The sequence below is a fragment of the Starkeya sp. ORNL1 genome, from assembly GCF_012971745.1.
Taxonomy (GTDB): domain Bacteria; phylum Pseudomonadota; class Alphaproteobacteria; order Rhizobiales; family Xanthobacteraceae; genus Ancylobacter.
This window is the reverse complement of record NZ_CP048834.1, coordinates 3,418,911-3,441,172: the sequence shown is the minus strand read 5'-3', so window position 1 is coordinate 3,441,172 and position 22,262 is coordinate 3,418,911. Positions and strand designations below refer to the sequence as shown.

Below are 22,262 nucleotides of genomic sequence, written 5' to 3'. Positions count from 1 at the left end.
ACCCCTCCCTTAGCCGCGGAAGAACAATGTGGAGGCGTCGAAAGCCGGCCTGTCTTGCCCGGTATCCGCGCCCGAATCATCGTGCTTGAGCAACAAGCGCCGCAACTCGCCGGCTTCGGTGACGAGGGCGAGCAACGTGTCGGGGAGGCTATCGAGGTCGGCCGGCTGAGTGGGTGCCGAACAGCACAGCAGGATGTGCTCGCCATCGGAATCGAGCGCGAGCCAGGCGCCCGGGACGGCGATCTCGAACAGATTGCGCTTGAGCATCCGCGTCAGCATGGCCTCGCGCCCTTCGCGCGGCACGCGATCGACCAGCGCATGCATGAATATGCGGTTCGCCCCGTCCGGGACCTCGATGGTGCAGGTGATGTCGTCGGCGAATTCGAGCGCGATCAGCCCTTCGGCATTGAGGCGCAGCGGCGTGCCCACGGCGGCGCCGAGTTCGGAGAGGACGCGATCGACCTCCTGCCGTATTGCCTGCATGCGCGATGTCTCCCGACCAGACCAGCCAGGATTACGGACGCCTGACCGTTGGTAAGAGCTATCGGGCAAGTATTGCCGCCGTACGACAAACTGTTCAGCGCGGCCGTGCCAGCAGCGTCTCGATCTTGCCGAGCAGGCGCGGCAGGTCGACCGGCTTGGTGTCGAAGTCGTCGCAACCGGCGGCCAGCGCCCGTTCGCGGTCGCCAGCCATGGCGTGGGCGGTAAGCGCGATGACCGGCAGGCCGGCCTGGCCGTCTTTGGCGCGGATGCGCCGCGTGGCTTCCCAGCCGTCGATCTTCGGCAGGCTGAGATCCATCAATATGAGGTCCGGCGTCTCGTCCACCGCCTTGACGATCGCTTCCTCGCCGTCCGCCGCGTGCACGATCTCATAGCCGGCACGCGCGAGCCGCCTCGTCAGCATGTCGCGGTTCATCTCATTGTCCTCGACGAGCAGGATCTTCGGCATCGTCAGGTCACCTTGCCGGCTAAGGAGCGCGTGGCCTGCGCGGTGATGTTGCGGATCGCCTGGCTGAGCTCGACATGCGCCGCCTGCCCCTTGGCGATCACCAGCTGGGCGTTCTTGCCGAGGATCTGGCGCTCGCGCGCCGAGAGTTCCTGCGCGGTGCAGACGATGACCGGGATATTGGCCCAGCGCTCGTCGCCGCGCAGGTGGCGCAGGAAGCCGAAGCCGTTCAGCTCCGGCATGTTGAGGTCGAGCAGAATGGCGAGCGGCGGCTCGTTGTCGGCGAGCCAGTCCATGCCCTCGCGGCCATTGCTGAGGGCGACCGCTTTGAACTCCAGCTTCTCCACTGCGCGCGTCATGATCTCGCGCGTCGCCGGATCGTCCTCGACGATGAGTATCGGGGCGTCCTTCGCGGCGGTTCCGGCGATCGGCGTGAGGTGGCGCTTCAGCACCTCGATCAGCTCGTTGCGGTCGACCGGCTTGGTCAGCATGGCCGAGGCGCCGAGATTGAAGCCGAGGCTGCGCTCATTGGTGATGGAGATGATCACCACCGGGATCTCGGCGAGTTCCGGGTCCTTCTTCAGCGCCACCAGCACCGACCAGCCATCGACCTGCGGCATCATGATATCGAGCGTGATGGCGTCTGGCTTGTGCAGCCGCGCCATCTCGATCGCCTCGGGCCCGGACTTGGCATAGAGCAGGCTGTACCCCTCGCGGGCGAGGTGCGAGCCGATGATGTGGCCGGCCGAGGGGTCGTCATCGACCACCAGCACCCGCGGCGCCGAGCCGTGCTCCGGCACGGCTTCGGCCGGGGCGGCAGCCGGCTCGGCCGTGCCCTCTTCCTTCGCTTTCGGCGCCTCGGCGGGCAGCGTGAGGGTGAAGCAGGAGCCTTTGCCCGGCTCGCTCGACACCGTGAGGTCGCCGCCCAGCGTGCGGGCGAAGCTGCGCGAGATGGCGAGACCGAGGCCGGTGCCGCCGAAGCGGCGCGTGGTGGAGTTATCGGCCTGCGAGAAGGCCTGGAACAGCCGGCTCATCTGCTGCTCGCTCATGCCGATGCCGGTGTCGGTCACCGAGAAGGCGAGCTTGTGCCCGGCGACGCCCGACGTGCGCTGCACCTTCAGCGTCACCGTGCCGTCCTGGGTGAACTTGGTGGCGTTGCTGAGCAGATTGAGCAACGCCTGCTTGACCTTGGTGATATCGGACGACACCTGGCCGATATCCGCCGGGCAGTCGACCACGAGTTGGTTGCGATTGTTGGTCGCCAGCGGCTGCACCAGGGTCTGGACGTCGCGCACCAGGCCCGCAATGTCGAAGGTCTCGACATAGACCTCCATGCGCCCGGCCTCGATCTTCGACAAATCGAGTATGTCGTTGATCAGATGCAGCAGGTGGTTGCCGGCATTCTCGATCTTCTGCAGGTCGGGAATGGTGTCGGTATTGCCGGCATCGGTGGCGTCTTCCTGGAGGATCTGGCTGTAGCCGATGATGGCGTTGAGCGGGGTGCGCAACTCGTGGCTCATATTGGCCAGGAACTCGGACTTCACCTGCGTCGCCCGGTCGGCTTCTTCCTTGGCGGTCTCCAGCTGGGCCTGGCGGAGCTGGAGTTCGGTGACGTCGGTATAGACCGCGACGATGCCGCCATCATGGGTGCGGCGTTCATTGATCTGGATCCAGCGCCCTTCGGCGAACAGCTCCAGCCGCCCGGTCTCCTCGCCGCGGTGGCGCAGCCGCTCGGCGATCCACTCCTCTTCCGGCCGGTCGGTGTGGATGCCGAGCTTTACCGCCACCCGTAATATGTCGGCGAAGGTCATACCCGGCGCGATGTGATCGCCAAGGCCGGGCTGGAGCTGGCGGTAATGGCTGTTCACCAGCTGCAGCCGGTCGTCCTTGTCATAGAGCGCGAAGCCCTGATTGATGCTCTCTATGGCGTCGAACAGCGTGCTGCGCTGGCGCCCGGCCTCTTCCGCCAGCTTCTGGCGCTCCTCATAGCTGTCGCGCAGCAGCTCCAGCGCCTCGGTCATCTTGCCGAGTTCGTCGCGCGAGGGCGGCGGCAGTTCGACATCGGCATCACCACGCGTGATGCCGCGGATCGCCGCCGAGAGCCGGTGCAGCGGCGTCAGGATCGACGACAGGATGATGTAGGTGAGGAAGCCGCCGAGCAGCACCGCGCCGATCGTCATCAGCATCGAGAAGCGGGCGCCGGAGCTGAACTCATCGAGCACGCCCTGCCGTGCCGCCTGGGCCTTGGCGCGCAGGTCGCCCTCTATGTCGGTCAGGATGCGGTCGACATCCATGCCGTCCTGGCGGGCCTGCGCAAACAGCGTGTTGCCGATCACCCGCTGGTCGTCGGTATAGGCGTCGACCGCCTGCTTGGCGACGGCGTCGAAGCGCTGGTAGCTCTGGCGCAGCGCCTCCGCCTCGGTCGGCATGCTGGCCTTCAGCCGGTCGAGCTCGCGATCGAGCCGCGCCCGCGCGTCGGTGGCGTTGTTCTCGGCGAGGTTGAGCAGGCTCACCGCGAGGTCGGTCTGCCAGTAGCGCAGATCGTGGAAAGCGGCCCGCACCCCGGCGATGATGTCGAGCTGGTCGGAGACCTTCTGCGCGTCCTCGGTGGTCTGGGAGGCCTGGCCCAGCGTGCGCATCAGATAGAGGCTGCTGCCGACCATGGCGACCAGCAGCACCACGAACAGGAACACCAGGCGGGCCGAAATGGAGAACCGGCCGAGGAAGTCCAGCCGCCCGCTTTCCATCTCGCCGCTCACTCGTTGGGCAGGATGACGCTGATGACGCCGCCGAGATCGTGTTCGGCCGCGCCCTCACGCGGATAGCCGGTGACGTCGAGCGTGCCCTTCGGCGTGCCGTGGCAGCTGAGGCACGACGCCGCGTAATATTCCGGCACCATCATGCGGAAGGCCGGCTTGCCCTTGACCTCGACGGTTTCGGCATAAGGCGTGCCCGCCTTCCAATCCGGCTTCAAGAAGCGGGTCTTGATGACGTCCACTTCCCATTCGTCCGGCCGGGCCTTGCGGTTGCGCACCAGTTCGGGCGGCGCCGTCACCTTTATGGTGGCGCCGCCCTCGACCTTGCGGGCGAACGCTTCATTGACCAGGCGCGCGAAGGTGGCGGGGATGAAGCCCTTGAAGCCGAGACCCTCGCGATTGATGATCGCCTGGTTGTCGTTGATCACCTCGACGATGGCATCGCGCTGCGCCTTGAGCATGCGGCCCTGGCGCGTCGCCGGGTCATAGCTCGCGGGGTCGATGCCGGTCGCTGCTTTGTAATTGGCGTCGGCCTCGGCCAGCACCACGGCGGCGGTCAGCCCCTTGTCGCCGCGCTTGGGGTCGTTGATGTCTTCCTGGTGCTTGGAGATCACCGCGCGGGCGGATTGCAGCATTTTCGCCAGGCTGTCGGCCACGGTGCGCGACTCGGTGGCATCGTTTGCCGCCCCCAACCCGGCAACGCCGGAGATCAGGATGGACGATGCAACCAGCAATAGCGAAAGGCCCCGCGCAATGCAGCGCGTGGGCGCCTGCGAATTGATAGAGTTCAAGGACTCCCCCCCGGGCTGGTCCGCCGCGTTTTCCTGTATCTCCTTGATCATCCTATGTGCAACACGCATGCGCAAGTTTCTGCATGCAGAGTTGATTTTCCGCGACGGAAAATACGTTGCCGCTCCGTAAGACGGGGCATCCGCCACGGAGTGCAACTGTCAGCCCGGGTCCGCCTGGCGAGGCGGGCGGTCTAGTGCCCTTCGGTCAGCATCGTCTCGTTGGCCTTGAAGGCGAGATAGGCCTGCCGGCGCTGCTCCGGCGGCGCCATGCATACCCCGGCCCGCAGGCCCATCGCATAGCCGACAATGTCCTGCACGGTCAGGTCGTCGGCCTGCGTCGAGAGGTCGATCACGTCGTCGTCCTCGAACCAGCCGAGGAAGGCATGGCCGACGACGATGCGCGCCGGCTCGCCATTGGTGACCTCCACCCGGAGCCGTTCGACGGAACCATTGCCGTTCCGTGAGATGACCTCCATGGTTCCGCGATTCTCATCGTCGCATTTCAGCGAAATGGGGAGCATCTGCTCGCCACTGACGATAGAGCCGGTAAAGGTTGGCGCTGCGTGCGCAGCCGACACTCCAAGCAGCAGGCATGCTGCCAGACAAACAATCCTCGTCATCTAGATCGTTCCCCGAATACCGCCCCTCTAAGCAGGCTTATTCCAGTCATATTGGCGTATTGTCGAGGGTGCAGGCAAGCAAATTCCAAGCCATTGCTTGGTCGATGCTGGTAGGATGCGGCCGTGCCCCGGTATCAGCGCGCTGCCGTGGCGAAAATTCTGTTGAAATGCCAAACGGTCCGGAGGGCGCGCGAAAACACCGTCGCCTGATCGTATGTGGTCTCTCGGATTTGAATTGTATCAATTCGTATCTGCTGGCGGCCCCGGCAGACTCTGCGACAATCACCCGACGCCCCGGACAAGCTTCCGTGGCCACTGGGGGCTAGGCTTCCCCTCATCGCTGTCGCCGAGATGTCCGGCGCCAAGGCTGCCCGCGCCGCATCCTGCCCTTTCATGCTGAGGAGTTCGACATGGCTCGATTGACGATCAATGGCGAGATCCGCGAAGTCGAAGCGGAGCCCGACACGCCGCTGCTCTGGGTGATCCGCGAACAGGTCGGGCTCACCGGCACCAAGTTCGGCTGCGGCATCGCGCAGTGCGGCGCCTGCACCGTGCACATTGACGGCGTTCCCACCCGCTCCTGCGTTATGCCGCTCAGCAGCATCGAGGAAGGCTCGAAGATCGTCACCATCGAGGGGCTCTCGCCAGACGGCTCGCACCCGGTGCAGAAGGCCTGGCTGGCGCTTGACGTTCCGCAATGCGGCTATTGCCAGTCCGGCATGATCATGGCGGCGGCGGGCCTGCTCGAGGCCAATCCGAAGCCGAGCGACGCCGACATCAGCAACGAGATCACCAATATCTGTCGCTGCGGTACCTATAACCGCGTCCGCGCCGCCATCCACATGGCGGCCGGCGACAAGGCCGGTTGAGGGAGGCAGCGATGAATTACGTTCCGACCGTTTCCCGCCGTAACTTCCTTGTCGGCTCCGCGGCCACGCTCGGCGGCCTGTCGCTGGGCTTCCATGTGCCGCTCGACAATGGCCCGTTTGCCGGTGAGGCACTCGCGCAGGGTGCCGCCAAACCCGAGGTCAATGCCTGGGTCGTGGTAAAGCCGGACGACACCGTCATCATCCGCGTCGCCCGTTCCGAGATGGGGCAGGGCACGCTGACCGGCCTCGCCCAGCTCGTCGCCGAGGAACTGGAATGCGACTGGTCGAAGGTGACTACCGAATATCCGACCCCCGGCCAGAATCTCGCCCGCGACCGCGTCTGGGGCAGCTTCTCCACCGGCGGCAGCCGCGGCATCCGAGATTCCAATGAATATGTCCGCAAGGGCGGCGCCGCCGCCCGCGAGATGCTGATCGCCGCCGCTGCTGCCGAGTGGAAGGTGCCGGCAAGCGAGTGCAAGGCCTCGAATAGCGTCATCACCCATCAGGCCAGCGGACGCACCACCACCTTCGGCAAGGTGGCGGACGCCGCGGCGAAGATGAACCCGCCGAGCGAGATCAAGCTCAAGGATCCGAAGGACTGGAAGATCGCCGGCAAGCCGCTGCCGCGGCTCGACACCGTCGAAAAGCTCACCGGCCGCCAGGTCTATGGCGCCGACCTGAAGCTGCCCGGCATGCTCAACGCCGCGGTGAAGGCCTGCCCGGTATTCGGCGGCAAGGTCGCGAGCTTCGATGCCTCGGCCGTCGAGAAGATGCCGGGCGTGCGCAAGGTGGTGAAGGTCGACGACACCGCCGTCGCCGTGGTCGCCGATACCTGGTGGCGCGCCAAGACCGCGCTCGACGCGCTGCCGATCACCTGGGACAACGGCCCCAACAAGGACCTGACCAGCGCCGCCATCGCCGAGACGCTGAAGGCGGGCCTGGACGCCAAGGACGCCTTCGTCGGCAACACCCGCGGCGATGCCAAGGGTGCGCTCGCCGGTGCGCTGGCCGGCGCGGCCAAGGTGGTGACCGCCACCTACGCCTTCCCCTACCAGAACCACGCCACCATGGAGCCGATGAACGCCACGGCGATCTACACCGCCGACAAATGCGAGGTGTGGGTGCCGACGCAGAATGGCGAGGGCAGCCTCGCCGCGGTGTCGGAGGCCTCCGGCCTGCCGATCCAGCAGTGCGACGTCTATAAGATCAATCTCGGCGGCGGCTTCGGCCGGCGCGGCAATTTCCAGGACTATGTCCGCCAGGTGGTCAGCATCGCCAAGACCATGCCGGGCACGCCGGTCAAGCTGATCTGGTCGCGCGAGGAGGACATGCTCCACGGCGCCTATCATCCGACCACGCAGGCCAAGCTGACCGGCGCGCTCGATGCGCAAGGCAATGTCACCGCGCTGCATATGCGCATTTCCGGCCAGTCCATCCTTGCCGCGGTGCGCCCCGAGGGCATGCAGGGCGGCATGGACCCGGCGGTGTTCCAGGGCCTCACCGAGAAGAGCCCGGAAGGCCATCTCGGCTACACCGTGCCGAACCTGCTGATCGACCACGCCATGCGCAACCCGCCGATCCCGCCGGGCTTCTGGCGCGGCGTGAACCTCAACCAGAACGCCGTCTATGTGGAGTGCTTCATCGACGAGATGGCGAGTGCCGCCGGCGTCGATCCGCTGGTCTTCCGCCGCAAGCTGATGGCCAACCATCCCAAGCACCTGGCGGTGCTGGAGGCGGCCGCCAAGGGCATCGGCTGGGGCACCCCGCCGGAAAAGGGACGTGCCCGCGGCCTCGCCCAGATCATGGGCTTCGGCAGCTATGTCGCCGCCGCCGCCGAGGTCTCGGTCGATGGCGGGCAGCTGACCATCCACCGCATCGTCGCCGCCACCGATCCGGGCCACATGGTGAATCCGGCCCAGATCGAGCGGCAGGTCGAGGGCTCCTTCGTCTATGGCCTCTCGGCATGCCTCTACGGCGAGTGCACGGTGAAGGGCGGGCGCATGGAGCAGGAGAACTTCGACACCTATGAGGTGATGCGCATGGCGCAGATGCCGAAGGTCGAGACCATCATCATCCCCTCCGGCGGCTTCTGGGGCGGCGTCGGCGAGCCCACCATCGCGGTGGCGGCGCCGGCGGTGCTGAACGCCATCGCCGCGGCCACCGGCAAGCGCTTCCGCACCTTGCCGCTCAAGAACCACGAGCTCGCCTGATGCGTCTTTCGTTCCTGCTGTTGCCGGCGCTGTGGCTGCTCGCCACCGCGCCGGCGGAAGCCGCGCCGCCGCGCGGTGCCACCTCCTGCACCGGCTGCCATCCGCGCACCGCTACCAAAGGCCCCGTGCCGACGCTGACGGGACGCCCGGCGGATGACATCATCACCCAGATGAACGCCTTCAAGACCGGCGAACGGCAATCGACGGTCATGGTTCGCATAGCCAAGGGCTTCTCCGATGAGGAAATCCACGCCCTCGCAGACTGGTTCGCCAATGGGGGCACCAATGCCAGCCCCGCTCAGCCAGCAGCACCCGCTGCACAGCGGCAGCCTGCCCAGCCGTAGGCGCGTGCTCGGCGGCCTTGCCGCCGGCGCCGCCACGGCAATGCTAGGGGCGCCGGCCGCGCTCGCCCAGGCCGCGCCGAGGGTCGTCGTCATTGGCGGCGGCTTCGCGGGTGCGAGCTTTGCCCGCGCTTTGAAGCAGAAGGACGCGGGAATAGCGGTCACGCTGGTCGAGCCCAATGCCCGCTACACCGCTTGCCCGCTCAGCAATGCGGTCATTGCCGGGCTGCGTGAGATCGACGCCCAGCAATTCGGTTATGACGGGCTGGCGAGGGACGGCATCACGGTCGTCACGCAGTCGGCCGCCGGCGTCGAGCCACAGGCACGCCGCGTGCGCCTCGCCGACGGTGCGAACCTCGATTATGACCGCCTCGTCGTCGCCCCCGGCATCGATCTGCGCTTCGACGCCATCCCCGGCTATGATGCGGCGGCGGCCGAGCAGATCCCCCATGCCTGGAAGGCGGGCGAACAGACCTTGCTGCTGCGTCGCCAATTGGAGGCGATGGAGGATGGCGGGCTCGTCGTCATTTCCGCCCCGGCCAACCCGTTCCGCTGCCCGCCCGGCCCCTATGAGCGGGCGAGCCTGATCGCGCATTTCCTGAAGACGAAGAAGCCGCGCTCAAAGCTCATCATCCTCGATGCCAAGGACGCCTTCTCCAAGCAGCGCCTCTTCGAGGCGGCGTGGCTGGAACTCTATCCCGGTCTCGTCGAGTGGGTGGGGCTATCCTCCGGCGGGCGGGTCACCGAGGTCGATCCGGCGACCAGGACGCTGACGACCGAGTTCGGCAGTCACAACGTCGCGGTCGCCAATATCATCCCGCCGCAGCGCGCCGGCACTATTGCCGCGACAGTGGGCGTGGCAGACCAGACCGGCTGGTGTCCGATCGATCCGGTGAGCTTCGAATCCCGCCTGGTGCCCGGCATCCATGTCATCGGCGATGCCGCCATCGGCGGCGCCATGCCGAAATCCGCCTTCACCGCCAATGCGCAGGCCAAGGTCTGTGCCGGCGCGGTGGCGAGCCTGGTGCGCGGGCGCGAGCCTGAGGCGCCCAAGCTGATCAACACTTGCTACAGCCTGGTGGCGCCGGACTACGGCATCTCCATCGCCGGCGTCTATCGGCCCAAGGACGGCCTGCTGGCCGAGGTCGAGGGCGCCGGCGGCACCAGCCCGCTCAACGCGCCACGCTCGGTGCGCTCCGAAGAGGCGGCCTATGGCGAGGCCTGGTTCGCCACCATCACCACCGAGGCCTTCGGATGAAGGCGGCCGGCATTTGCGCGGCGTTGCTCGGGCTGCTGCCACCGGGCGCCGGTGCCGCGGAAGGACTAGCCGCCTACAAGATCGAGGGCGATGCGATCGCGCTGCCGCTTGGCGGCGTGCTGGGCAATGCCGCCAAAGGCGAGAAGCTGATGGGCGAACGCCAGCGCAGCCTCTGCGTGCTGTGCCATTCCGGCCCGTTCCCCAATCCGCATCTGCAAGGCACGTTGGCGCCCAGCCTCGGCGGCGTCGGGGCGCGGCTGTCGGAAGGCCAGATACGGCTGCGCATCGTCGACATGAAGCATCTGAACCCGGAGAGCATCATGCCGGCTTATTATGGTCTGGCAGCCGGCGAGCGCGTCGCGGGAGGCTGGCGCAGCAAGCCGGTGCTGGAGGCCGGCGAGATCGAGGATCTCGTCGCCTATCTCGTGACCTTGAAGGATTGATTGATGGCGGATGAAACCCCGGCCGAGATCGCGCAGAAGACGCGGCCCTCGCTCAACGAGGTAGTCCGCGCCTTCACTGGCGGCCGGCCGGTGCAAGCGGGACGGGTGACGCTAAGCGTGCCGCCACTGGTCGAGAACGGCAACGCGGTCGGTGTCACCGTCACCGTCGACAGCCCGATGACGGCGAGCGACCATGTCCGCCGCATTGCGCTGTTCAACGAGAAGAACCCGCAGCCCGATATCGCGGTGTTCCACCTCGGCGCGCGCGCCGGGCGCGCCCGGGTGGCGACGCGCATCCGGCTCGCCACCTCGCAGACCATGGTTGCGGTCGCGGAACTGAGCGACGGCAGCTTCTGGTCGGCGAAGGCGAACGTCATCGTGACGCTGGCCGCCTGCATCGAGGACCTGTCATGACCCGCGCGCTCATCAATGTGCCGAAGACGGCGAAGCGCGGCGACGTCATCGAGATCCGTGCCATGATCGCCCACCCGATGGAGACCGGCTACCGCATGGGGCCGAACGGCGTTGCCATTCCGCGCAACATCATCAAGCGCTTCGCCTGCGCCTATGACGGGGCGGAGGTCTTCGCCGCCGACTTCTTCCCGGCCATGTCCGCCAACCCGTTCGTCGCCTTCAGCACGGTCGCGACGTCGAGCGGCACGCTGACCTTCAGCTGGACCGACGATGCCGGCAACACCGAGACGGCAACTGCCGAGATCGCGGTCGGTTGATGAACGGGCTGCGCGCCCTCATCGTTTGCGGCGCCGCTCTCGCGGGCACAGCGCTCGCGGGTGAGATTCCGTCGACTGAACGGCGTTCTGGAGCCGCCTTCATGGCGCCGGAGACGCAGGCGATGCAGGCCGACGATAGTGAGAACCCCGGCATGCTCTGGGTGCTCCAGGGCGAGCGGCTCTGGAGCGAGCCGGCGGGTTCATCGGGCAAATCCTGCGCCTCCTGCCATGGCGAGGCTTCGGCCAGTATGCGCGGCGTCGCCGCGCGCTATCCGGCCTCCGACGTGGCCGCCGGAGGGACGATCGACCTCGCCGGACGCATCGCCTTGTGCCAGCGGGACAAGCAAGGCGCTCCCGAGCCGGCGCGCGAGAGCGACGAACTGCTGGCGCTCACCGCTTTTGTCGGCCACCAGTCCCGCGGCCTGCCGGTGGCACCGCCGGACGATCCACGCCTGGCCTCATCGCGCGCGAACGGCAAGCGCCTGTTCGAGGCCCGCATGGGCCAGCTCGATCTCGCCTGCGCCTCCTGCCATGACGACAACTGGGACAAGAAGCTCGGCGGCAGCGCGATAACCCAGGCGCACCCGACCGCCTATCCGCTCTATCGGCTCGAATGGCAGGCGCTCGGCTCGCTGCAGCGGCGCATGCGCAACTGCATGATCGGCGTGCGCGCCGAGCCGTTCGCTTATGGCGCGCCGGAGTTCGTCGATATCGAGGCGTATCTGATGTCGAGGGCCGCCGGCCTCCCGGTGGAGACGCCGGGCGTGCGGCCCTGAGCCGCGACGTCATCCTGAGGCGCGAGCAATAGCGAGCCTCGAAGGATGCTGAAGCAGGTGGCCGCCTTCTGGGGCGGGCATCCTTCGAGGCTCGGGCTTTGCCCGAGCGCCTCAGGATGACGTGGTTATATCGAGCACTCTCAAGCCGGCGAGCGCTTGCCGAGCGGCAGGCCGACGGTGCGCGCGGGTTTCGGCGCACCCTTGCCCTCCGCCGGGACCTCGGCGTGCGGCAGGCTGATGATGGCGCACAGGCCGCCGCCGGTATTTGCCAGGGTGACGTCGCCGCCATGGTGGCGCACGATGTTGCGGGCGATGGAGAGACCAAGCCCAATGCCGCCGGTCTCGCGGTTGCGCGAATTCTCCAGCCGGAAGAACGGCGCGAACACCCGTTCGATCGATTCCGTCTCGATACCCGGCCCGTCATCCTCGACCACGATCTCGATCGCCGCCGCCCCGGAGCGCAGCGAGACCCGTGCGCGCTCGCCGTAGCGCACCGCATTCTCGACCAGGTTGCGCACCGCGCGCTTCAGGGCGTCGGCGCGGCAGCGATATCCGATCTTCGGGGCATCAAGGCAGGTGACGTCATGACCGAGCTCGACGAGGTCGTCGCACAGGCTCTCCACCAGAGCGGTGAGATTGACATTGCGGGTCACCTCCTCGGTCGCCTGATCGCGCGAGAAGGCGAGGGTTGCTTCCGTCATGGCGCGCAGCTCGTCGAGCGTCGACAGCATCTTTTCACGCGTCTCGTCGTCGGTGACGAACTCGGTCCGTAGCCGCAGCGAGGTGATGGGGGTGCGCAGGTCATGGCCGATTGCCGCCAGCATTCGGGTGCGGTCCTCGACGAAGCGCTGCAGCCGCGCCTGCATCAGATTGAACGCCACGGCGGTCTGGCGGATGTCGTCCGGGCCGCTCTCCGGCAGCGGTGTCACGCTCTCGCCGCGGCCGAGCGCCTCCGCCGCCACCGCGAGCCGGCGCATCGGCCGCGTCATGCCGCGCGCGATGAAGGCGGCGCAGATGGAGAGGATCACGGCGGTAACCGCGAGCGAGATGATGGACTGCGTGGTCCACATGCTGTTCACCAGCTTCTTGGCGAAAGCGGTGTTGAGCCAGGACCCGTCCTTGAGCTGCACCGCCAGCCCCATGCCATTGTCCTCGCCGAGATAGAGGAACTTGGCTGGCCGTGACAGCGGCCAGGCATGCGGCGGCATCTCGGTCCAGGTGGGCTGCGCGCTGTCGATGCCCGCCGTGGCGGGAGGCGGCAGCGGCGCCGGAGTTGTGGACGCGACCGTGGGCAGGCCGGCGAGGCTGGCCACGGTCGGCAGCGGCTCTGCAAGGCGGTGAAGGGCGTCGTGGCGCCAGGCCGAGACGTCGGATGGGAAGTCCCGCGACACCCAGAAGCGCGTGTAGCCGGTGGCGCTCGCGCTCAGTATGTCGTCCTGCAGGGCCGGCGGCGTGGTTTCGAGCAACTGTGCCACCGAGGCACTGCGGCTGAGGAATTCCGTCTTTGCCGCCTTGATCAGCGCCTGGCCGCGTTCATCCAGGAACAGCAGGAAGCTGATGCCCTGCGACAGCGCGAGAGCGAGCAGCATGATGGCGACGAAGCGCGCGGTGAGGCTGCGGTTCCACAGGCCGATCATTGTGGCGCGACCTCTGCCGAGAAACTGTAGCCGCCGCCCCAATGGGTCTTGATCAGGGTCGGCGACTTCGGATCGGCCTCGATCTTCTTGCGCAGCCGGCTGACCTGGTTGTCGATGGCGCGGTCGAACGGCTCGGCGTTGCGCCCGACCGTGAGGTCGAGCAACTGGTCGCGGCTCAGCACCAGCCCGGCATGGTCGAGGAACACGCTGAGCAGGCGGAATTCCGCGGTGCTGAGCGGCACGGCGAGGCCATCCTCGCCGACCAGTTCGCGCCGGCCGACATTCAGCGACCAGCGGTCGAAATGCACCTCTTTCGCCTTGAGCTGTCCGCGCTGCGGCGGCAGGCTCTGCACCCGGCGCAACACCGCCTTGATGCGCGCCAGCAATTCGCGCGGATTGAACGGCTTGGAGAGATAGTCGTCGGCGCCCAGCTCCAGCCCGACGATGCGGTCGGTCTCCTCCGCCATGGCGGTGAGCATGATGACCGGCAGATTGGTCGATTCCCGCAAATAGCGGCACAGCGACAGCCCGTCCTCGCCCGGCATCATCACGTCAAGCACGACCAGATCGATAGCATTGCGCTCGAGCAGACGGCGGCACGCCGCCGCATTCTCTGCAAGGCTTGTGCGATAGCCATGCCGATGAAGGTATTTGCCGACCAGATCGCGAATGTCGCGATGGTCATCGACGATGGCAATGTGCGGCGCTGCGTCCATGAGGTGTCTCCGTGCGATGTACATACCGCTAACGGTCTCGGCGTGCCCCGGAAAAAATGTATCAAACCTTGCGGCATTCCCGAAGCGCGACACTGCACGACATTCCGGTCGGTGTTCTGCGAAAGAGTTGCGACATCCGCGGCCTAACGTTCAAGCATTCGAAGGCAGCTGCTCAGAGGCGCCTTGGATTCTCGAAGATGGCGCCGGTAATGATCGCTCCCGATCGTTCGCGTCATCAGGCAAACAATGCATCGCGGCGCAGGTCGGATGCTGGAACATTGGGAATTGACTGATGAACAAGATCATCACGACTTTTGGCCTGGCGGCCCTGCTTGGCGGCTTTGCCCTGTCCCCGGCCCATGCGGAGCGCGACGCGCAGGAGCGGGAAGCCTACCGTGACACCCAGCGCCAGCAGGGCACGCTGGTCTCGCCACTGCCGACCGGCCCGGTGATCGAGGGTCGCAACGTCTATATGGCGCCGTCCCCGAACGGCAACGTCGAGCCCTACATCCGGCGCGCCGAAGAGGCCGACCGCCGCGGCAAGTGAGAACTGGCTAACAGTTCGTCGTCATCCCCGGCCTTGTGCCGGGGATCTCGATTCAGGGCAGCGCATCAGAGACCGAGATGGCCGGCACAAGGCCGGCCATGACGACCTGTGTGTGGTCGTTCGCCGCTTATGCCGCTCAATCTGCCGCCGCAAAGCGGCGAAGCGCGTCGCGGTCGACTTCAATGCCGAGGCCGGGGCCGGTCGGTATGTCGACCCAGCCATCCTTGTGCTCCAGCGGCTCGGTCAGCACCGCCTGGCGGAACGGGTGCTCGGAGCGGTCGAACTCGAGCAGCGGCTCGCGCGGCCGCAGCCGGGCCGGGGTGTGCGGCACCACCGCCAGCAATTGCAGGGCCGCCGCAAGCGCGATGCCGCTGCCCCAGACATGGGGGATGTAGCGGATGCCGAAGGCGGTCGCCATGTCGGCGATCTTCTTGCATTCGGACAGTCCGCCGGCAGCGCAGGTATCCGGCTGGATGATGTCCATCGCGCGCGAGGTGAAGATGTTGATGAAGCCCCAGCGCGTATAGTCGCATTCCCCGCCCGCGACCGGGATCGGCTGGCCGGCCTTCACTTCTCGATAGGAAGCAAGGTCCTCGGGCACCACCGGCTCCTCGAACCAGTCGATATTCTGGTCGGCGACGCGGCGGCCGAGCGCGATCGCCTCGGTGGCATCATAGGCATGGTTGGCGTCGAGCATCAGCCGACGCTCCGGCCCGATCGCCTGGCGTGCCGCCTTGATCAGCGCGATGTCCTCCTCGAAATCGATGCCGATCTTCAGCTTCACGCCGTGGAAGCCTTCCGCCATGCGCTCGCGCACCTCGCGGATCACATAGTCGAGCGGGTCGGCATCATCGAGGCGGTAGGTGCCGGTGGCATAGGCCTGCACCTTCGTGCGCATCGGCCCGCCCATCAGCTGGTGCACCGGCGCACCGAAATGCTTGCCCCTGATGTCCCACAGCGCGATGTCGACGCCGCTCAGCCCGCTGATGACGAGGCCCTTCTGGCCCTGATCGCGGAAGCGGTTATAGAGGTTCTGCCAGATGACGTCGCCGGCCAGCGGATCGGCGTCGATCAGCAGATGGCGGAACGCGTTCACCACCGCCGCATTGGGCCGCGCGGGGCCGAAGCATTCGCCCCAGCCGGTGAGGCCGGTGTCGGTGACGATCTCGACGAGGCAGGACTTGCGCACCGTGGTGCGGTCGACCGACCAGCCGAACGGCTGCTGCAGCGGCGCTTCCAGCACATGGGTGTGCAGTTCCGCAATCCTCATCGTCCCGTCCTTCAGTCCGCGAGGGTGAGTGTGCCGAAGCCGTCCACACCGATGGAGACGGAGCGGGCCGGCAGCTTGATCGGGGTCGGAACCACCAGCGAGCCGGTGAGCACGATCTCGCCGGCGCCGAGCGTCTTGCCGTGCCGGGCGAGCTTGCCGACCAGCCAGCGCAACGCCTCGAACGGACGCAGCACATCGGCCGTGCTGCCCTTCACCACCTCGCCATCGATCTCGATGAAGCCGGCACGGTCGGTGCGCAGCAGATCCTGCCAGCCGGCCTGGGAGGGGCCAAGCGCGAAGGCGGCGTTGAAGAAATCGTCGGTGAGGATGGTGGGAATGCCCACGTCGAGCGGCACGCCATAGCGGTTGTCGACGATCTCGCAGGCGAGATGCGCCGAAGCGATGGCATCGCGCAGCGCGTCGTCGGAGAGATTGCTGGCCCCGCCGAGCTCGGTGCGCGTGACGAAGGCGATCTCGCATTCGACCTTGGGCTCCCTCAAGGGCCGGTCGAGCGCGGCGCGCAGCGTCGGTGCCTGCACGTCGTCATACATGCCGGCATAGGCCGGTTCGGACAGGCCGAGCGCGCGCTGGCCCTCGACCGAGGTCGAGGCGATCTTGTAGGCGGCGCGCTTGATCCCGGCGTCCGCCAGCGCGTCTCGGACAAGGTCCTGGAACTTGTAGCCCTCCGCCTCGTCCCTCGGGCGCCGGTCGGCCGCAAAGGCGTGGAATTGGGGGCGGTTCTTGCGCGCCGCGACGAGGCGGGCGAGGTCATCGGGGGAAATGCTCATGTCTCTGTTCCGATCCTAGGCTTTGAGGGCGCGCAGGTCGCCGGCGGCGCGGGTCGCCCCGGCCATCAGGAAGGCGCCGTCCGACTGTGTCGGGATGAATTGCGAGCCCAGCTCGATATAGATCTTCTGCCGTTCGAGATTGGTGTCGCCGCCCACCCCGAAGAAGGTGCCGCTTGCCTTGCAGGCCGCTGCGATGCGTTCCACTGCCGCCATGGCTTCGGGGTCGCCGAGCGCCCCGGGCTTGCCCATGCTGGTCAGCAGGTCGGTGAGGCCGACGAGCAGCACGTCGACGCCCTCGACCGCAGCGATCTCCTCGACATTGGCGAGGCCCTCCAGCGTCTCGATCATGCACACCACGAGGGTGTTCTTGTTCATGATGGAGATCGCCTGCGCCTGCGGCACCGGCTTGAAGTCGAACAGCGGATAGCCCGAAGTGGCCGATCGGCGTCCGATCGGCGCGTATTTGCAGGCGTTCACTCCGGCGCGGGCATCGTCCGCCGTGTTCACGTCCGGGAACACGATGCCGGTGACGCCGCCATCGAGCAGCACCGAGACGTCCGGATCGCGGCAACTGCGCATGCGCACCATCGCCGTGATGCCGCAGCCGAGGGCGGCTTGCGCGATATGGCTGATGGTCTCCAGCGAATAGATGGCGTGCTGGATATCGATGAACACGAAGTCGAGCCCGCTCGACCTGGCGAGGCGGGCGACGTCGCCGGAGCGGGCGAGGCGCACGATCAGCCCGAGCGCGAGTTCGCCCGCCTCCAGGCGTTCCTTGGCCGGATTCCTTATGTCGGCGATGTCAGGCATGGATGGCGCTCCCGGTGCGGGTCGACGCCGGCTCCGGCGCCATGATCTGGAATTGCGAGCCGCGGTGCATCAGGCAATGCGGGCCGATCTCGGCGAGGCTGGTGCGGCCCATCTGCGCGAGGTTCAGGTCGATCTCGTTGCGCAGGATACTGATCGCCTTTTGCGCGCCCGGCAGGCCATAGGCGGCGATGCCATAAAGCGTCGAGCGGCCGATGAAGCAGAACTGCGCGCCAAGGCACAGCGCGATCAATATGTCCGAGCCGCGGCGGATGCCGCTGTCCAGCATCAGCACCTGCTTCTCTCCGACTGCGGCGCGGATCAGCGGCAGCACCTCGATCGGCGAGGGCGCCATGTCGAGCTGCCGTCCGCCATGGTTGGAGACGATGATGCCGTCGACGCCGATATTGTTGGCGCGCACCGCATCCTCGGGGTGCAGCAGGCCCTTGATGACGAGGTTGCCGGGCCAGAGCTTGCGATAGTGCTCAAGGTCGGCCCAGGTCTGTTCGGAGGCCGGGGTCTGCCCGGCGAAGAAATCCGCGACCTCGTCGGGGGTGGCGCCTTCCTTCGCATAACGCTGCCAGTTCGGCATCATCGGCGTGCCGCCGCCGGCCTGGAGATAGCCGGCGAGCCAGCCGGGACGCGACAGGCCGTCAATGATGGTCGACATCTTGAAGCGCAGCGGGCGGGTGAAGCCATTGCGCATGTTGCGCTCGCGCTTCGGCGCGATCGGCACGTCCGCGGTCAGCACCAGCGTCTCGATGCCGACGCTCTCGACATGGCCGACGAGGCGCCGGCCAAGCTCGCGGTCGCGCGTGCTGTAGAGCTGGAACCACATATTGTTCGGCGCCCGCGCCACCACGCTCTCCACCGAGGAGTTGCTGGCACAGGACTGCGCGAACGGGATGTTCGCCGCCGCCGCCGCCTCGGCCAGCATGTCGTCGGCACCGGTGCGCCACAGCCCGGCAAGGCCGGTCGGGCAGATGCCGAACGGACTGTCATAGGTCTTGCCGAAGATGGTGGTCTTCTGGCTGCGCTTGGAGACATCGGCGAAATAGCGCGGCAGCAGCCGGTATTCGAGAAAGGCCTCGCGGTTGCGGGTGAGGCAGTGCTCGGCCTCGACGCCACCATCGATGAAGTCGAAGGCGATGCGCGGCAGGCGGCGCCGGGCCGCCTCACGCAAATCGTCGATGGTGACGATCTTGTCGATTTTCATGGGTATGTCTCGGATATCCGGTGACGGGCGCGATATGTGGAACGTGCGACCGTTGCCGGCTCGAACGCCCCGTCTCGCGGCGGAGCGTCCGGTGTTTATAGATCTATAATAATACGGCGCAACGCATTGGTGTCAATCAATGGCCGGCATGCTTTGGTTCATGAGGCGCGCAGGCGCTCCAGTGCGCCGCGGTCGATCTCGATGCCGAGGCCCGGCCCTTCGGGCACCGCGACGCGGCCCTCCTTGTGCTCGATCGGGGTCTTGAGGATGGCCTGGCGGATCGGGTGCTCGGTGCGGTCGAACTCCAGCATCGGCTCCACCGGCGCCAGCGAGGGCGGCGTGGAGTCCGGCAGCACGGAGAGCAGTTGCAACCCGGCGGCGATGGCGATGCCGGTGCCCCAGACATGGGGCGCGTAGCGGATGCCGTGGGCCGATGCCATGTCGGCGATCTTCTTGCACTCGGAGATGCCGCCGGCGGCGCAGGTGTCCGGCTGCACGATATCGACCATGTGCTTTGCCAGCAGGTCGCGGAAGCCGTAGCGGGTGAATTCGCACTCGCCGCCGGCGATCGGCATCTTGAGCGCCGCCTTCACCTGGAGATGGCCGGCAATATCCTCGGGCGGCACCGGCTCCTCGAACCAGCCGATGTCATATTGTTCGATGGCGCGGCCGAGCCGGATCGCCGCGATCGCGTCATAGGCGTGATTGGCGTCGATCATCAGCCCGATATCCGGGCCGATGGTCTCGCGGATAATACGCGTCATCAGGATGTCCTCCTCGACGCCGAAGCCGACCTTGAGCTTCACCGCCTTGAAGCCCTGCGCGACGTACTCCGCCGCTTCCTCGGCGAGATAGGCGACCGGATCGCCGCCCTTGCGGCGATAAAGGCCGGTCGCATAAGCCGGCACGTCGCTGCGGATCGGGCCGCCGAGCAGGCGATGGATCGGCTGGTTGAAGAACTTGCCCTTGAGGTCCCACAGCGCGATGTCGATGCCGCTCAGGCCCTGGATGATGACGCCCTTCTGCCCATGGTCGCGGTAGCGCGCATAGATCTCCTGCCACAGCCACTCGGTGCGCAGCGCGTCCTGGCCGACCAGCGCCGCCTTCATCGCCTGCACCACGGCGGTGTTGATGCGCGCCGGGCCGTAGCACTCGCCCCAGCCGACCAGCCCCTGGTCGGTCTCGATCTCAACCAGCATCGCGGTCCGCGTCGAATACCACGCGCGGGAATAGGCAAAGGGCTGCGAAAGCGACGCTTCCAAGACGTGGGTTTTGACGTCAGTGATTTTCATAGTCGTTCCTGCGCGAGGTCTTGACGAGGTCTTGGATGAGATGCTGGACGAGAGCTTGGGTATTCCGAATATTGACAGTCTTTATATTTATGATAGTAATATCATATGACGAATTCATCCGTAGCCATTGGCCGAACGCTCAAGAGAAATCTGCGGGAGCAGATCGTCGACGGCATCGGCAGCGACATCGTTTCGGGCCGGCTGAAGCCCGGCGAACTGCTGCCGAGCGAAGACGTGCTGCTCGGCCGCTACGGGGTGAGCCGCACCGTGCTGCGCGAGGCGCTGAACGTGCTTGCCGGCAAGGGCATGCTCGACGCCCGCCCGAAGCGCGGCACCGTGGTGACGCCGCGCAGCGCGTGGAACCAGCTTGATCCGGTGGTGCTGAGCTGGCGCGGCGGGGCGAGTGGCGGCGAGACCCGGCGCGAGGGCGGGGTCGACGCCCTGATGGAGGTGCGGCGCATCGTCGAGCCCGGCGCCGCCGCGCTTGCGGCGCGGCGCGGCACCGAACGCGACTTCGCCGAGATCAGGGCCGCCTATGAAGCGATGGAACGGGCGGGGGATTCGCCCGAAGCCTTCATGGAGGCCGATCTCGCCTTCCACGTCGCCTGCCTCTATGCCGGCAAGAATGATTTTCTGGCGCCGATCGCCCACGCCATCCGCACCGAGATGATGGCCTCGCTGCGCATCACCAATCGCGATCCGGTGCTGAACCGCAGCGTATCGCTGCCGCTGCACAAGGCGATCCTCGACGCCATCCTCGCCCGCGATCCGGATGAGGCCGCCGCCGCCATGAAGCGGCATCTCGACGACACCGAGCACCGGCGCGCGCAGTCGCAACGTTAGCCGACGCTCCCCGCATCGCATCACCGCCTCCCGCGATCGGGGACGAGAAAGGCCGGGCTGAGCGAGGCGAGGTCCGTGCAGCCGAGGAGTGCGAGGTTGCGGTCGATCTCCTCGCCCAGCACGTTGATGGCGTGGCTGACACCGGCCTCGTCGCCCACCGCGGCGGCGAACAGGAACGGACGCCCGAGGAAGACGAAGGAGGCGCCGAGCGCCAGCGCCTTTACCACATCGGTGCCGCGGCGGATGCCGCTGTCCAGCATCACCGTCAGGCCGCCGGCGGCGGCGACGACATCCGGCAGGGCGCGCAGCGACGCGATCGCGCCGTCGAGCTGCCGGCCGCCATGGTTGGAGACGATGATGCCGTCGGCGCCGATGGCGGCCGCCTTGCGCGCATCCTCCGGCGAGAGGATGCCCTTGATGATGAAGGTGCCTTTCCAGCGCTCGCGGATCCAGGCGATGTCGTCCCAGGAGAGCGAGTCGCGGCGGCCGAAGGAGCGCTGCGCGGTGGCCGAGATCAGCGGCGGGCCGCGTCCGTCGGTGACGTTCTCGAAGTGCGGCATGCCGTTGCGCCACAGGGTGCGCAGCAGCGTGTGCACCAGCCAGCGCGGATGGGTGATGCCATCCCATGCGAGGCGTGGCGTCGGGCGTAGCGGCATCGAGAAGCCGTTGCGGATGTTGTTCTCGCGATTGCCGTTGACCGCGACGTCGGCCGTCACCACCAGCGTGCCGTAGCCGGCGCGCTCGACACGGTCGATGAGGCGGCTGACCAAGGGGCGGTCGCCGGGGATATAGGCCTGGAACCACGCCTCCGGATTGGCGGCGATGACCTTTTCCATCGCCATCAGTGCGGCGCCGCTGAGCATGAAGGGAATGCCGGCATTGCGAGCACCGGCCGCCAGCACGCGTTCGCACTCGAAGGCGCCGAGCGCGATCGAGCCCATCGGCGAAATGCCGAACGGCGCGTTGTAGTGCTTGCCGAACAGCGTGGTCGCCTGGCTACGTGCCACCGTATTGACGAGGACGCGCGGCACGAAGGCCCAGTCGGCGAATGCCTCGCGATTGGCATCGCGCGAGGAATTGCTCTCCACCCCGCCCGAGACGAAGCCGAAGATGCAGCGCGGCAGCAGTCGCTTGGCCTCGATCTCGAAATCGTCGAGCGACAGCACATTGGCGAGCCGACCCATCGAGGCTGCGGCCTTGGGGTCGGCCCATCGGAATTCGGGTGCTGAGAAGGAGGGGGTGGCGGGTCTTTCCGGCGCCTCCGGAAGCTGCTCGGCTGCACTCACGCTGGTTTCCTACCCTGTTGAACGGCCGCTCTTCTGAAGCTGAACGGCGGCGGCCGGTGTCGTGCGCAATAAATACCTGTACTCGTCATCGGTTATTTCAGAAATGTTCGATGCGGGGC

23 protein-coding genes are annotated in these 22,262 nt (G+C 66.9%); 10 read left to right on the top strand and 13 right to left on the bottom strand.

The annotated features are described in order from the left end of the window. Positions 1-9 precede the first annotated feature (9 nt). From G3545_RS16395 to G3545_RS16375, 5 genes are all read right to left on the bottom strand, one after another. The gene (locus G3545_RS16395; protein ID WP_170014352.1) at positions 10-483 is read right to left on the bottom strand and encodes a CesT family type III secretion system chaperone; all 474 of its coding nucleotides are present in this window, start codon (positions 481-483) and stop codon (positions 10-12) included. A gap of 94 nt (positions 484-577) precedes the next feature. Then, the gene (locus G3545_RS16390) at positions 578-949 is read right to left on the bottom strand and encodes a response regulator (protein ID WP_170014351.1); all 372 of its coding nucleotides are present in this window, start codon (positions 947-949) and stop codon (positions 578-580) included. Positions 950-951: 2 nt separating this feature from the next. Then, positions 952-3,693: a response regulator gene (locus G3545_RS16385; protein WP_170014350.1), complete on the bottom strand. Its 2,742-nt coding sequence runs from the start codon at positions 3,691-3,693 to the stop codon at positions 952-954. Between the two features lie 8 nt (positions 3,694-3,701). After that, on the bottom strand, positions 3,702-4,493 hold the full coding sequence (locus G3545_RS16380) for a DUF3365 domain-containing protein (protein WP_246702437.1): 792 nt from the start codon (positions 4,491-4,493) through the stop codon (positions 3,702-3,704). Between the two features lie 191 nt (positions 4,494-4,684). Next, complete coding sequence (locus G3545_RS16375) at positions 4,685-4,969, bottom strand: hypothetical protein (protein WP_170014349.1); 285 nt, start codon at positions 4,967-4,969, stop codon at positions 4,685-4,687. Between the two features lie 554 nt (positions 4,970-5,523). On the opposite strand from G3545_RS16375, the gene G3545_RS16370 reads away from it, so the two are divergent. Genes G3545_RS16370 through soxA form a run of 8 tightly spaced genes read left to right on the top strand, consistent with a single transcriptional unit; the run spans position 5,524 to position 11,741 of the window. Next, complete coding sequence (locus G3545_RS16370; RefSeq protein WP_170014348.1) at positions 5,524-5,982, top strand: (2Fe-2S)-binding protein; 459 nt, start codon at positions 5,524-5,526, stop codon at positions 5,980-5,982. Between the two features lie 11 nt (positions 5,983-5,993). After that, the gene (locus G3545_RS16365; RefSeq protein WP_170014347.1) at positions 5,994-8,192 is read left to right on the top strand and encodes a molybdopterin cofactor-binding domain-containing protein; all 2,199 of its coding nucleotides are present in this window, start codon (positions 5,994-5,996) and stop codon (positions 8,190-8,192) included. After that, positions 8,192-8,536: a cytochrome C gene (locus tag G3545_RS16360; RefSeq protein WP_170014346.1), complete on the top strand. Its 345-nt coding sequence runs from the start codon at positions 8,192-8,194 to the stop codon at positions 8,534-8,536. The genes G3545_RS16365 and G3545_RS16360 overlap by 1 nt, the downstream gene beginning before the upstream one ends. 40 nt (positions 8,537-8,576) lie before the next feature. Then, the gene (locus G3545_RS16355) at positions 8,577-9,791 is read left to right on the top strand and encodes an NAD(P)/FAD-dependent oxidoreductase (RefSeq protein WP_246702902.1); all 1,215 of its coding nucleotides are present in this window, start codon (positions 8,577-8,579) and stop codon (positions 9,789-9,791) included. After that, positions 9,788-10,234, top strand: a complete 447-nt coding sequence (gene soxX, locus G3545_RS16350) for a sulfur oxidation c-type cytochrome SoxX (protein ID WP_170014344.1) — start codon at positions 9,788-9,790, stop codon at positions 10,232-10,234. Before G3545_RS16355 ends, soxX begins: the two co-directional genes overlap by 4 nt. A 3-nt stretch (positions 10,235-10,237) precedes the next feature. After that, entirely contained in the window at positions 10,238-10,648 is a 411-nt protein-coding gene (locus G3545_RS16345; protein WP_170014343.1) for a SoxY-related AACIE arm protein, read from the top strand. After that, positions 10,645-10,965, top strand: coding sequence for a thiosulfate oxidation carrier complex protein SoxZ (gene soxZ, locus G3545_RS16340; protein ID WP_170014342.1), 321 nt, complete (start codon positions 10,645-10,647; stop codon positions 10,963-10,965). The genes G3545_RS16345 and soxZ overlap by 4 nt, the downstream gene beginning before the upstream one ends. Beyond that, positions 10,965-11,741, top strand: a complete 777-nt coding sequence (gene soxA, locus G3545_RS16335) for a sulfur oxidation c-type cytochrome SoxA (RefSeq protein WP_170014341.1) — start codon at positions 10,965-10,967, stop codon at positions 11,739-11,741. The genes soxZ and soxA overlap by 1 nt, the downstream gene beginning before the upstream one ends. A gap of 140 nt (positions 11,742-11,881) precedes the next feature. Here the strand turns inward: soxA and G3545_RS16330 are convergent, their stop codons facing one another. Together G3545_RS16330 and G3545_RS16325 are read right to left on the bottom strand one after the other, a co-directional pair. After that, positions 11,882-13,378 carry an ATP-binding protein gene (locus G3545_RS16330; protein ID WP_170014340.1) on the bottom strand — a complete coding sequence of 499 codons (1,497 nt, stop codon included), beginning with the start codon at positions 13,376-13,378 and terminating at the stop codon, positions 11,882-11,884. Continuing rightward, positions 13,375-14,094 (bottom strand): response regulator, encoded by a 720-nt coding sequence (locus G3545_RS16325; protein ID WP_170014339.1) that lies wholly within the window; start codon positions 14,092-14,094, stop codon positions 13,375-13,377. Before G3545_RS16325 ends, G3545_RS16330 begins: the two co-directional genes overlap by 4 nt. A gap of 292 nt (positions 14,095-14,386) precedes the next feature. Here G3545_RS16325 and G3545_RS16315 point away from each other — a divergent pair, with 292 nt between their 5' ends. After that, a complete protein-coding gene (locus G3545_RS16315) occupies positions 14,387-14,641 on the top strand; it encodes a hypothetical protein (protein WP_170014337.1) in 255 nt (84 codons plus the stop codon). A 136-nt stretch (positions 14,642-14,777) separates the two neighbouring features. On the opposite strand, the gene G3545_RS16310 is transcribed toward G3545_RS16315, so the two are convergent. From G3545_RS16310 to G3545_RS16290, 5 genes are all read right to left on the bottom strand, one after another. After that, positions 14,778-15,911 (bottom strand): mandelate racemase/muconate lactonizing enzyme family protein, encoded by a 1,134-nt coding sequence (locus G3545_RS16310; protein ID WP_170014336.1) that lies wholly within the window; start codon positions 15,909-15,911, stop codon positions 14,778-14,780. Positions 15,912-15,922: 11 nt separating this feature from the next. Then, complete coding sequence (locus G3545_RS16305; RefSeq protein WP_170014335.1) at positions 15,923-16,699, bottom strand: hypothetical protein; 777 nt, start codon at positions 16,697-16,699, stop codon at positions 15,923-15,925. A 15-nt stretch (positions 16,700-16,714) separates the two neighbouring features. Beyond that, positions 16,715-17,509 (bottom strand): aldolase/citrate lyase family protein, encoded by a 795-nt coding sequence (locus G3545_RS16300; RefSeq protein ID WP_170014334.1) that lies wholly within the window; start codon positions 17,507-17,509, stop codon positions 16,715-16,717. Then, positions 17,502-18,722: an alpha-hydroxy acid oxidase gene (locus G3545_RS16295; RefSeq protein ID WP_170014333.1), complete on the bottom strand. Its 1,221-nt coding sequence runs from the start codon at positions 18,720-18,722 to the stop codon at positions 17,502-17,504. Before G3545_RS16295 ends, G3545_RS16300 begins: the two co-directional genes overlap by 8 nt. Before the next feature lie 158 nt (positions 18,723-18,880). After that, positions 18,881-20,014, bottom strand: a complete 1,134-nt coding sequence (locus tag G3545_RS16290; RefSeq protein WP_170014332.1) for a mandelate racemase/muconate lactonizing enzyme family protein — start codon at positions 20,012-20,014, stop codon at positions 18,881-18,883. A 105-nt stretch (positions 20,015-20,119) separates the two neighbouring features. Here G3545_RS16290 and G3545_RS16285 point away from each other — a divergent pair, with 105 nt between their 5' ends. Further along, entirely contained in the window at positions 20,120-20,857 is a 738-nt protein-coding gene (locus tag G3545_RS16285; RefSeq protein WP_170014331.1) for a FadR/GntR family transcriptional regulator, read from the top strand. 20 nt (positions 20,858-20,877) lie between these two features. Here G3545_RS16285 and G3545_RS16280 read toward each other — a convergent pair whose 3' ends face one another. Beyond that, complete coding sequence (locus G3545_RS16280) at positions 20,878-22,143, bottom strand: alpha-hydroxy acid oxidase (protein ID WP_246702436.1); 1,266 nt, start codon at positions 22,141-22,143, stop codon at positions 20,878-20,880. Positions 22,144-22,262: the final 119 nt, after the last annotated feature.

What these genes read in the sequence shown, in the direction of transcription:
- G3545_RS16345 (WP_170014343.1), top strand. Translation starts at nt 10,238, where the DNA reads ATGGCGGATGAAACCCCGGCCGAGATCGCGCAGAAGACGCGGCCCTCG.
- G3545_RS16365 (WP_170014347.1), top strand. Translation starts at nt 5,994, where the DNA reads ATGAATTACGTTCCGACCGTTTCCCGCCGTAACTTCCTTGTCGGCTCC.
- G3545_RS16305 (WP_170014335.1), bottom strand. Translation starts at nt 16,699, where the DNA reads ATGAGCATTTCCCCCGATGACCTCGCCCGCCTCGTCGCGGCGCGCAAG.
- G3545_RS16330 (WP_170014340.1), bottom strand. Translation starts at nt 13,378, where the DNA reads ATGATCGGCCTGTGGAACCGCAGCCTCACCGCGCGCTTCGTCGCCATC.
- G3545_RS16300 (WP_170014334.1), bottom strand. Translation starts at nt 17,509, where the DNA reads ATGCCTGACATCGCCGACATAAGGAATCCGGCCAAGGAACGCCTGGAG.
- soxX (WP_170014344.1), top strand. Translation starts at nt 9,788, where the DNA reads ATGAAGGCGGCCGGCATTTGCGCGGCGTTGCTCGGGCTGCTGCCACCG.
- G3545_RS16290 (WP_170014332.1), bottom strand. Translation starts at nt 20,014, where the DNA reads ATGAAAATCACTGACGTCAAAACCCACGTCTTGGAAGCGTCGCTTTCG.
- soxA (WP_170014341.1), top strand. Translation starts at nt 10,965, where the DNA reads ATGAACGGGCTGCGCGCCCTCATCGTTTGCGGCGCCGCTCTCGCGGGC.
- G3545_RS16295 (WP_170014333.1), bottom strand. Translation starts at nt 18,722, where the DNA reads ATGAAAATCGACAAGATCGTCACCATCGACGATTTGCGTGAGGCGGCC.
- G3545_RS16375 (WP_170014349.1), bottom strand. Translation starts at nt 4,969, where the DNA reads ATGGAGGTCATCTCACGGAACGGCAATGGTTCCGTCGAACGGCTCCGG.
- G3545_RS16395 (WP_170014352.1), bottom strand. Translation starts at nt 483, where the DNA reads ATGCAGGCAATACGGCAGGAGGTCGATCGCGTCCTCTCCGAACTCGGC.
- G3545_RS16315 (WP_170014337.1), top strand. Translation starts at nt 14,387, where the DNA reads ATGAACAAGATCATCACGACTTTTGGCCTGGCGGCCCTGCTTGGCGGC.
- G3545_RS16370 (WP_170014348.1), top strand. Translation starts at nt 5,524, where the DNA reads ATGGCTCGATTGACGATCAATGGCGAGATCCGCGAAGTCGAAGCGGAG.
- G3545_RS16385 (WP_170014350.1), bottom strand. Translation starts at nt 3,693, where the DNA reads ATGGAAAGCGGGCGGCTGGACTTCCTCGGCCGGTTCTCCATTTCGGCC.
- G3545_RS16390 (WP_170014351.1), bottom strand. Translation starts at nt 949, where the DNA reads ATGCCGAAGATCCTGCTCGTCGAGGACAATGAGATGAACCGCGACATG.
- G3545_RS16360 (WP_170014346.1), top strand. Translation starts at nt 8,192, where the DNA reads ATGCGTCTTTCGTTCCTGCTGTTGCCGGCGCTGTGGCTGCTCGCCACC.
- soxZ (WP_170014342.1), top strand. Translation starts at nt 10,645, where the DNA reads ATGACCCGCGCGCTCATCAATGTGCCGAAGACGGCGAAGCGCGGCGAC.
- G3545_RS16285 (WP_170014331.1), top strand. Translation starts at nt 20,120, where the DNA reads ATGACGAATTCATCCGTAGCCATTGGCCGAACGCTCAAGAGAAATCTG.
- G3545_RS16325 (WP_170014339.1), bottom strand. Translation starts at nt 14,094, where the DNA reads ATGGACGCAGCGCCGCACATTGCCATCGTCGATGACCATCGCGACATT.
- G3545_RS16355 (WP_246702902.1), top strand. Translation starts at nt 8,577, where the DNA reads ATGCTAGGGGCGCCGGCCGCGCTCGCCCAGGCCGCGCCGAGGGTCGTC.
- G3545_RS16310 (WP_170014336.1), bottom strand. Translation starts at nt 15,911, where the DNA reads ATGAGGATTGCGGAACTGCACACCCATGTGCTGGAAGCGCCGCTGCAG.